The following is a 9,654-nucleotide window of genomic DNA, read 5'->3' on the forward strand; positions in this document are numbered from 1 at the left end:
CGTCTGCAGCAGGATCGACACACCGATGGCCGTGATCAGCGGCGCGAGACGCGGCGCTTTGCGCAACGGCCGGTAAGCCACGCGCTCGATCGTGTAGCCGACCACCGAGCAGACCGCCGCTGCGATGATCAACGCGATGACCAGCGTCGGCACATTGCCGAGGCCGGGGAAGTGGTTCTGCAGCACGCCTATGGCGGAGAGCGCGACCATTGCGCCCACCATCAACACGTCGCCGTGCGCGAAGTTGATGATGCCCAGAATGCCGTAAACCATCGTATAGCCCAGTGCGATGATGGCGTAGACACTACCAAGAATCAGACCGTTCATGATTTGTTGGATCAGAATGTCCATGTCGCTCTCACTCCAGTTGACCGCCTACGGGTTGATACGGAGGAAAGGACAGCGCGACGCTGCCCGTTCACTGCCGAAGAACAATCGGATGGGGTGGAGGCTATCCCCGGAAATCTCACGGACCGTCACAGGTGCGTCGATCCACTCGCCCGTCTTGTCAAATGCAACTTCCCGACCACGGTCGAGAATTGCATCTGATTGAGCACTGTCACGAAATCTCAGAATCCGTCGAGCTCGCCGCCTTCATTGCCTGTGCCACTACCATCCTCGTAGAGGAAAAGGCTGGGGATAAACTCGTTATTCACGCCAAACTGCTTTTCATACCGGCTTCCGAATTCCGGACGTCTTTGTAGCGTCGACAGTGCGGAGCCGCCCTGAGCACAGAATCGGCGGCCGTCCAGCGAGGCATCAGCTAGCTGGGGCGTGCCTATGGAGCAGATTCCATCGCCGCCCAGAACGGGAATATCTAGGCACAATTGTGTGGACTGTCGCCCGATGGAAACCGCCTGCCGTTAGCTGCCGTAGAAGATGGCTTCAGGATGCCCGTCGTTACCATCAACTTATCACCTTCCTTCAGAAGGACCAATGTTACTCCGGCACAATTACTGCAACGGAACGGAATAGAGCGCCATTGTATTTTGCGCACTTAGGAATATGAAATAAAATCTATTTATATCCACACCTCTCGATTCTAAAATTAATATAAATTCCCCTTATGTTGGCTTAAGCAAGATCCGCTTGTGTCAGGGATGAACTGCCGTTAGCATTTGCCCATCACGCCTGCAGCGAGCACGTAGGAGAGAGGACGTTGTCGCGGGGAGGTTTTGATGGCTATGGAACTCGTCCAACGATGAAGTTGGGCCGATGAGTCAACTAAAAGAGATCGTCAAGCAGTAGAGAGGTGGTTGGTAGAGGGTGCCGTCGCGCAGCATGACGAACAGCACTCGCAGCGGCGCCCGTCGAGAGCAATGACCGCCTGTGGCGCTTATGTCATATCCGCTAAAAGCGAGAATCCACGAAGAAACGATGGCTGAACGAGGCGTCTTGGTGGACCATTCAACCAACCCTGCATCACTTCCTCGCAACGGGCCAGCACCGGCAACAGTTTGAGCGCCCAGCCATGCACCGCCGAATGAACGACCGAAATTCCTCCTAGGCCATCATCTGCTCGGGCTGACACAGATTGAGCTGATACATGACATGCGAAGGTACGCGGAACGGATTGCATCAAGCCGATATTGCAGACGCTTGGCGGACCTTAATGTTCAATTGCTGTGCTTTCTGTGTGATCGGCGCGTCGTCGCTCGACAGCCGCTATCACCTGCTCGAAGTAGACGTTAAGGAATTCCGATCAAGATCAAAACAGGTGAGCAAATGAAGAAACTTCTGATCGCGTCGATCGCCGTCGTGCTGGTTGGCTATCTCGGTATCAGCGGTATCGCGTACGTGCACGACAAGGACTATGCGGAAAGAGCGGACGCGAGTCCGGCTGTCTCCGTACAAGCGTCCGGCATCCGCGACGTGTTTGATCGAAACGCATGCTATTACTGCCATTCGAGGAAAGCTGTCCTGCCCAACTATGCCGCGCTACCAGGCATTCGTCAGCTAGCCGAACACGACAGACAAACTGGACTCGCCTACTTCCGCATCGACAGCCTGTACGCGGCGCTCGAAAGCGGCGTACCTGCCCCCGAAGCCGATCTTGCGAAGCTGGAAGCCGTTGTGACCGAACGCACCATGCCGCCAACCTTGTTCCGCCTCGTACACTGGACGACGGGCATGAGGGCCAACGACCAACGCGCGCTTCTCGACTGGATCGCGTCACAGCGCCACACCACATATGCGACGCGCGGCGTTGCACCGGAGTTCGCTAACGAGCCGGTGCAACCGTTGCCAGATTCCTTGCCGACCGATGCGGGTAAGGTCGCGCTTGGAAGGCAGCTCTTCAGCGATGCCCGACTATCGGCGGACAACACCATATCGTGTGCGAGCTGCCATACGCTGTCGAACGGGGGCGTAGACGGAAAGAAGGTTTCATCCGGCGTGGGCGGAAAGTTGGGTGTGGTCAACGCGCCAACGGTGTTCAACGCGGCGCTCAACCACAGGCAGTTCTGGGATGGTCGCGCGACCACGCTGCAGGAACAGGCGGGCGGCCCACCGCTCAATCCGGTTGAAATGGCGTCTAGGTCGTGGAGTGAGATCATCGACAAGCTGAAACTGGACTCATCGCTGACGCAACAGTTCTTGGCAGTGTACCCGGAAGGTTGGTCGGGCGCGAACATCACAGACGCGATCGCCGAATATGAGACGACACTGCTAACGCCGAGCCCCTTCGATGCTTACCTGCGCGGCGACAGGCATGCGCTGAACGGCGAGGAACTGCACGGCTACCAGTTATTCAAGGCAAACCATTGCGCGACCTGCCACGTTGGCAAGAATCTGGGCGGGCAGTCGTTCGAGCGAATGGGCCTCGCGGCCGACTACTTCGCCGCGCGGGGCCACACCACCGCAGCGGACAACGGCCGCGCCAACGTTACGAAGGACCCGCTCGATCGCCACGCGTTCAAGACGCCGACGCTGCGCAACGTGGAACTGACTGCGCCATATTTTCACGACGGCAGCCGCACTGATCTGCACGAAGCTGTGCGTGACATGGCGACGTATCAGGTCGGTAAGCAGCTTTCGGACTCGGATGTCAACGCGATTGTAGCCTTCCTGAAAACTCTAACGGGTACGCGCCAACCCGTCGCGATCCACTGATCCGACGACCGTGGCTGAGTCTCGTTATGCTCTGGCAAATGCGCTAGGAGCACAAAGAATTGAATGCTGCAGACGTCGTCGCAAGCCTGGGCGTAAGCGCAGCAGCGGTTCTTCGCCTGATCCGAATCAAAGTACTCTGCTTAACGGGCTTGTGTGCAGGCGCGTCGCCGAACGGTACACGGATAGAAATTGGCGCCTTCAGCTGGCTTTGTCAGTTGGCAGAAGGCGGCGATAGAAAAAACGATGAAGAAAACAAAATCGCTTTGTCCCGGTCACCGCTTTCCTGCCGTCATCGTTAGTTGCGCGGGCTCAGTGGTACTTCCGGTTCAGCCTGAGCTGCGCAACATCGAAGAGTAGTTGCTTGACCGTGGTGTGGTCGTTACACACGAAAGGATCCGTTTCTTGTACGACAAGTTTGGAGGGCCATTCGCCCGCGAGGCCAAAGCGGCGCGACGCAAGCCGCGCAACACACGGCATACGGCCGAAGTGTTCGTGACGCTGCGCGGCGAGCGGCATCTGTTGTGGCGCGCGATCGACCAGCACGATACCGAACTCGATCTGCTGGTGCAAAAGCGATGCGACAAGGCTGTGGCAAAGCGCTTCTTCTGCCGGTTGCTTCGCTGAAACCCGATGCCCCGCCGGGTCGTCATCGACTAGTTGAGCAGTTACGCGGCAGCACAGGCGGAAATCTTCGAACTCGCGCATGTGAACCGCGTGTTCGTCAAGGTAGCCGCACGTGTCAACAACTGCGTCGAGAACATCCATCAGCCAACCCGCAGGCGCGGAACGCCGTAGTCGATGCTCGTCAACCTGACAGGCCCCCTTTCAGAGCCTACCATGTGCCAGCATAATACCAAGCGCCCGCACCGCCAAACGAAAGGCACATTGAATGGCCTCTTCTACGCTGTGGCGTACGCAACAGCTGACGCGTCTCAGTCTATGCGCGGAGGTCTCGATTTCGAGGCGAACCTCGTAGAGCCGATTCTCTAGGAGATGACTCAAATTTTCGATCTCGAGCCGGCAAAGGGAAAGGTAGGTACTGTACGGATGAAGGCGCAAGAGCTGCACAGCCGCTTCCGCTTCTATTGACGAACTTCCCGGGAACCCGAGATAGGCTATCTGCATGCCAATTCCCATGATTAGCTTCCGGTCTGAAAAATTCGAGTAAAAAGTGTGACTGACCAACAGCGGTTAGATAAATCCTCGCGCCAATACAGTCATCCCGTTTGACGGTGATCAAATAGAATGACAGTAGGCAGTTGTGGTCCGAAGCTTCCGACCCGATCTCGGCCCGAGCCCCACGGCCTCGGCCGACAAGCGTTCCGATCCAAGACATCATTGCCTTTTTCGAGCGCGTCGGCTATGAGCCAGCGCAATCTTCCATACCATCGACCAACGGGGATTGCTGCAACGCGCTTGCGAATATCCGTGTTCCCTGTTTGGGTGGAGAAGACGGCTAGACCGTGGGCACCCACACCACGTCATCCATTGCCAGGCCGATGAGCCAACGAAACAGGAGGTTGTATTGAACCTGCTCCATTAATTGCCGCTCCGAGCGGATGCTGTAGAGCACCTGGATCAGCATCGCCCGCAACAGGTTCTCCGGCGCGATGCTCGGCCGCCCGCCTTTTATGTCGGCTTCGTACATGTCGGCGAACAGTCGGTCCATCTTCGCGAGTGCTTCGTTCGCCATGACGCGAATTGCACGCAGTGGATGTGACGGTGGAATGAAGTCGTCCAGCTTGCGCACGGAAAACAGACTCTCGGTGAACGTGTCGGCGCCGCGCATAATCTCCATCGTGCAGCCGGGCTCCTTCTATCAACGCCTCACAAACTCTGCGCGATGACATGTTGCAGCGGTACTTCAGCAGCCTGTTAGTCTTACACACATGCTGCTGAAGAGGCGGGCTACTACTGGATTATTGACGACACCGGCTTTCCAAAGAAGGGACGTCATTCGGTCGGGGTGGCACGTCAGTACTGTGGGCAACTCGGCAAACAGGACAACTGCCAGATCGCCGTGAGCCTGTCGATCGCGACGCAACGCGGCAGCCTGCCAATTGCCTGGGAGTTGTATGTCCCCAAGGAATGGATTGACGACCGGGAACGTGCCCATCGCGCTGGCATTCCCGACGAACTGGTTTTTCAGACCAAGCCACAGATTGCGCTGGCCCAGCTTCGCGAGGCTATAGCATCCGGCGTTGCGCCGGGCATCGTGCTGGCCGACGCTGGGTATGGCGACGAAACCGCATTCCGGGAGGGCATAACTGAACTGGGTTTGTTGTATGCGGTAGGGATCCGGCCGGGCACCTCTGTGTGGGCGCCAGGTACAGCGCCGCTTCCGCCCAAGCCTTGGAGCGGACGCGGCAAGCCACCGACATTGCTGCGCCGTGCGCCCGGCCACGAGCCGATCGTGGTGAAGGAATTGGCCATGCAATTGCCCGCAAACGCCTGGCAGACCGTAACCTGGCGGGAAGGCAGCAACGCGGCACTTTCCTCACGCTTTGCCGCCGTGCGGGTTCGCCCCGCACATCGCGACACTTGGCGAAGTACCGTTCGCGAAGAAGAATGGCTGCTCATTGAATGGCCTGATGGTGATACGGAGCCGCTCAAATACTTTCTCACTACCGCCCCCGAAGAGGCGACCCTCGAGCAGCTTGTGTTCGTGACCAAAATGCGTTGGCCTCAAAGATCAAAATACAATAACCTTCTCGTGTCAGAGAGCGTTGCGCCCCGCGATCATTTTGTCAAAGGTTGGGAATGGTCCAACCGTTCTGCGTGAGTTGACCGACGCCATGGCGAAACCATTACCGCTTATCGTGTACGGACCTGTTACACCGCTCAGCCCAGCGGTTCGCGTCACTGGCGTGCTTCCCGGAGCGGATGTCGACATCCTGGCGAATGGCGCCGGCATCGGACATGCCATGGCGAACAGCCCGGGCGAGTTGTGGGTTCCGCTCGCTTCGCAGCCGGGTGTCGGTCAGGCCATCAGCGCAGTGCAGAAGACCCCGGACGGAACCAGCGACTCGTCGTCGCAAACTGTTCCGGTAATCGACGTGCCCAATCCGCTCCCCGTTCCCGTCATCTTTTCGGACCTGAACACCTGCATGGTCGACATTTGGGCCGGTGCACTGGTACCTGGCGCCAGGGTGCTGACGAACATCGGCGGAGTGCCCTTCGGGTCGACGGTTCCCTCACAGCCGAATTCGTTTCTTGGAATCAATGCGCTTTCTATTGTCAATGAGACGCAGTCGGAGTCCTGGATCAATCCGACGGCGGCCTATACCGGTTCCGGAGCGCGTCCGCTCATTAAGGGGAAAGCGGTTGCAAAGCAGGAGATGCCGCGTTGTCGGCGAGACGGTCAAGCGGCGACACTGCCAGTTGCGCCCGCAACTGTCCCGGGAGCCCCGACCGTTACCCAGGATCTGTGCCCGCAAGTGATGAGACTCTTTGTCAGCGGCCTCGTGCCAGGTGGGATCCTGCACGTATATCGGCGCGTTCTGCACGATCCATTGGGCTCTTCGTGGTCGCAGGCGCCCGTTGGTGATCTCGGCATTGCCTATCCGGCCCAACCAGTCGACCTGCCGCCGGGCCTTCCATTGACCGATGCCACAGGTACCGTGGTGATCGCCCTGTGGCAATCGCGCTGCGCTGGCGACGGACCGTCCACCGTCGTCAAGGTCGCTGTGCCTGGCGGACCATTTGCTGCGCCGACCATCGTCGAGCCACTGTTCGATTGCACGCGCTACGTTCCGGTCAAGGGCGCCCACGCCGATTCCATGCTCCAAGCGATGGACGCTGCAAGCGGCGTCGCGATCTCCGATCCCTACATTGATGCCGGCGCAAACTGCGTGGTACCGCTCTGGTTTCCGCTCGTGGCCGGCCAGAAAGTATTCGTGCGGCAGCGCGGTTGCAACGCGGATGGCGATTCGCCCGTCGTGCGCGCGAATGCGCTGCCCAATACCCTTGCGATCCCCACGATCGTGGAGCCGATCCGTCCGCATGCGCCCTGGGTAAAGGTAACGGGTGTCATTCCAGGAGCGCGGCTGCACCTGCTGGTCAACAATCAGCTAAGGCCGGGCGCGGTCGATTGCTTGGCCTCCGAGGGTGTCATACCGGTTAGCGGTGCGCTGCTGGCCGAGAACAATCACGTGTTCGTGGTTCAAACCATCTGCGATCACTCGAGCAACGTCGAGGGTCCGGGTGTGACTGTTAAGCGAGGCAACCTGAAGGTTTCCGTGTCGCCGTCGAGCGTGAACCGAGGCAGCACGAGTTCCGTGATGGTCCACGCGAAGGACGCCGACACCGGAGTCGCCGTCAGCGCGCAGGTTCTTCTGAACGCCAAGAACGTTGGCACCACTGACATCGCGTTCGGTTATTCATTCGCCCAAAGCAGGCGATCCCAACCCGGCCGGCACGGTCCACGAACCGGTAGCATATTTCGACGCGCCGTTCACCATCACGCTCACGGATCCGACCTGGACGCTGTTCGTTCAGGCAGGTCCGGTGCCCGCTTATCTCGAGAGTATCAAGATCGATCTCACCGAGTTGAGCTGGCTCGTGACACCGGATTGGAATGCGTCGCTGGCGAAGACGCTTAAGGTCTCACCAAGCGCCCCCTCGGGTGCCAGCTCCTGCAATCTTCCAATTCCATCGGGTTCGACCAAGACAGTCACCGTCACGATCTCCGGGAAAGCATCGACGCAGGGCGGCGACCTGAACGGATTCACGGTTGCACCCCAGAACTTCATCATCGGGAGCGACACGCAGAAGGTCGGCTTCCACGGACCCAACGATCGCATGGGATGGCTGCTGCAAGTGGGCTACGTCACGGACCAGACGTCGGTGATTATCTTCAATGTGGTACCCACGTTCGCGGGAATCACGGACGCGTAGTGGGCCGACGCGCTCGACGTAATTGGACCGTCGCAACCATTGGCTACGCGCGAAGGTCCGTTGTCTAGTGCGGAGCGGTCGCGCAAATCTTTGATTGCCAGCGGAGGCGAATGGCGCCTCATGGCCCGAGCTGAGCCGGCAGCTATCTCGGGCGATCCCCGCCGCGTCGACTGAAATCCGCCGCGAAATCGAGAAGCCACCCCCGCGATCCTCCCTCGCTCTTCCCCGCCGTTCGGTCCAGGTCGCCGGTCGCGGCCGGAGTTCAGACTTGAGTGAACAAAGTTCAGAGTTATGTGAATGTCGACACGTCACTTCAATAAACCCAAATGGGAATGGCTTGTATCCCGTTTGGTAATAGGCTAAACTGTATACCAGTTGGGCATCAATCGTTGCTCATTTGGGAGAAAACCATGACGGCAGAAGCATTGGCAGGACGGCCGCATTCGCGGCGGACGAAACCAGCCGCTTCGGCAGCGAAGTCTGCAGCGGCATCCAGGCTCGCTCACATTGGCACCGCCGGGCTCGGTGCTCAGGAAGACGATTTGACATTCTTTCTCGGCCTCGCCCCTACCGAACAGTCACGCCTGATTCGAGATGGCATGGAGGCGGTAATCGTCAGCCGGATCGCTACCGAGCTGCTGGAAATTCCCGTGCAAACCCTGCTCGCCAGTCTGCGCCTTCCCAGCAGCACTATCAACCGCAAGATTGCGCAGGGAGAGCGGCTGAGCGCAGGAGAATCGGACCGTGCGGCTCGTACGATGCTGATTTACGCTCAGGCCAAGGATGTTCTCGAAGACGGCAGGCTGGCGGCTGAATGGCTGTTGCGCCCGAGCGTTGAGCTGGGCGGTGAACGACCACTGGACACGCTGGATACGCAGACGGGGTTCGACCGGGTTCGTGACATTCTGGTTCGGCTCGAACACGGCGTGACCGTATGAAGGTCTTTCGTCTTGCCAAAGAGAAGCCCGGCAAGTACCGGGCCGATGATCTGAGCGGCAACGGCGCTGCTCTGGCAGGTGGCCGCTGGAATCCGCGGGGGATGCCGGTACTTTATACATGCTGCCACGCATCGACGGCGGTCCTCGAGGCGCGGGTCCATGCGTCAGGATTGCTGCCGGTGGCCAACTTTTATCTGGTCACGCTCGACGTGCCGGACAGGGCTGCGTCGAGCGCCTACGTGCCAGATCTGCCTGACGACTGGAACGTTCTGGATCGCGATCCGGCGTCGACCGTGGCTCTGGCGCGGCAGTGGCTCGAAGCCGGCAAGCGGCTCGCGATGAGGGTGCCGTCTGTTGTGTGTCCGAGTGACGACAACCTGATCCTTAATCCCTTGCATCCGAGTATGAAGCACGTCGTAGTGGTGCACAAACAGCGTTTCGAGCTGGACCGACGGCTCTTCAAATAACCCTGGCGGCTATCGCGTTGGCGCGGTCGCCGTCAGACAGGACCATGACAGGCGGAGTGGTGGTATGAATCCCGTTGAAGCTAAGACGATCCTTGAGCAACTGACGCGCGGCATCGATCCCGAGACGGGTGAAATCCTCGCCGGACAAACAACTGGTTGCGGGTTTCTTCCAGCTGGCGGAATCGGTTGAAATGGCCGCCGGGCTTGGGTTCTACCCGCCTGACACGAATCGGGTAGAATCC

6 protein-coding genes and 3 pseudogenes are annotated in these 9,654 nt (G+C 59.0%); 7 read left to right on the forward strand and 2 right to left on the reverse strand.

All coding sequences use genetic code 11. The annotated features are described in order from the left end of the window. Positions 1-351, reverse strand: a 351-nt coding sequence (locus tag BN2475_RS28975; RefSeq protein WP_425435579.1) for a branched-chain amino acid ABC transporter permease, incomplete at its 3' end; no start/stop codon positions are given. A 1,446-nt stretch (positions 352-1,797) separates the two neighbouring features. On the opposite strand from BN2475_RS28975, the gene BN2475_RS28985 reads away from it, so the two are divergent. Continuing rightward, entirely contained in the window at positions 1,798-3,111 is a 1,314-nt protein-coding gene (locus tag BN2475_RS28985; RefSeq protein ID WP_245841661.1) for a cytochrome c peroxidase, read from the forward strand. A 243-nt stretch (positions 3,112-3,354) separates the two neighbouring features. Then, positions 3,355-3,894: pseudogene (locus BN2475_RS36625) on the forward strand (IS6 family transposase); the annotation flags it as partial. A gap of 676 nt (positions 3,895-4,570) precedes the next feature. On the opposite strand, the pseudogene BN2475_RS29000 reads toward BN2475_RS36625, so the two are convergent. Further along, a pseudogene (locus BN2475_RS29000) lies at positions 4,571-4,900 on the reverse strand (transposase); the annotation flags it as partial. A 114-nt stretch (positions 4,901-5,014) separates the two neighbouring features. On the opposite strand from BN2475_RS29000, the pseudogene BN2475_RS29005 reads away from it, so the two are divergent. From BN2475_RS29005 to BN2475_RS29030, 5 genes and pseudogenes are all read left to right on the forward strand, one after another. Further along, a pseudogene (locus BN2475_RS29005) lies at positions 5,015-5,821 on the forward strand (IS701 family transposase); the annotation flags it as partial. Between the two features lie 85 nt (positions 5,822-5,906). Continuing rightward, complete coding sequence (locus BN2475_RS33945; RefSeq protein ID WP_143325954.1) at positions 5,907-7,712, forward strand: hypothetical protein; 1,806 nt, start codon at positions 5,907-5,909, stop codon at positions 7,710-7,712. Beyond that, on the forward strand, positions 7,672-8,007 hold the full coding sequence (locus BN2475_RS33950; RefSeq protein WP_143325956.1) for a hypothetical protein: 336 nt from the start codon (positions 7,672-7,674) through the stop codon (positions 8,005-8,007). Before BN2475_RS33945 ends, BN2475_RS33950 begins: the two co-directional genes overlap by 41 nt. A 410-nt stretch (positions 8,008-8,417) precedes the next feature. Further along, positions 8,418-8,945, forward strand: coding sequence for a type II RES/Xre toxin-antitoxin system antitoxin (gene parS, locus BN2475_RS29025; protein ID WP_094782873.1), 528 nt, complete (start codon positions 8,418-8,420; stop codon positions 8,943-8,945). Beyond that, positions 8,942-9,412: an RES family NAD+ phosphorylase gene (locus tag BN2475_RS29030; protein ID WP_094782874.1), complete on the forward strand. Its 471-nt coding sequence runs from the start codon at positions 8,942-8,944 to the stop codon at positions 9,410-9,412. Before parS ends, BN2475_RS29030 begins: the two co-directional genes overlap by 4 nt. Positions 9,413-9,654 lie beyond the last annotated feature (242 nt).

This window comes from Paraburkholderia ribeironis, from assembly GCF_900019265.1.
GTDB lineage: Bacteria > Pseudomonadota > Gammaproteobacteria > Burkholderiales > Burkholderiaceae > Paraburkholderia > Paraburkholderia ribeironis.

Coding starts and splice junctions, on each gene's coding strand:
- BN2475_RS33945 (WP_143325954.1), top strand. CDS start 5,907: ATGGCGAAACCATTACCGCTTATCGTGTACGGACCTGTTACACCGCTC.
- parS (WP_094782873.1), top strand. CDS start 8,418: ATGACGGCAGAAGCATTGGCAGGACGGCCGCATTCGCGGCGGACGAAA.
- BN2475_RS29030 (WP_094782874.1), top strand. CDS start 8,942: ATGAAGGTCTTTCGTCTTGCCAAAGAGAAGCCCGGCAAGTACCGGGCC.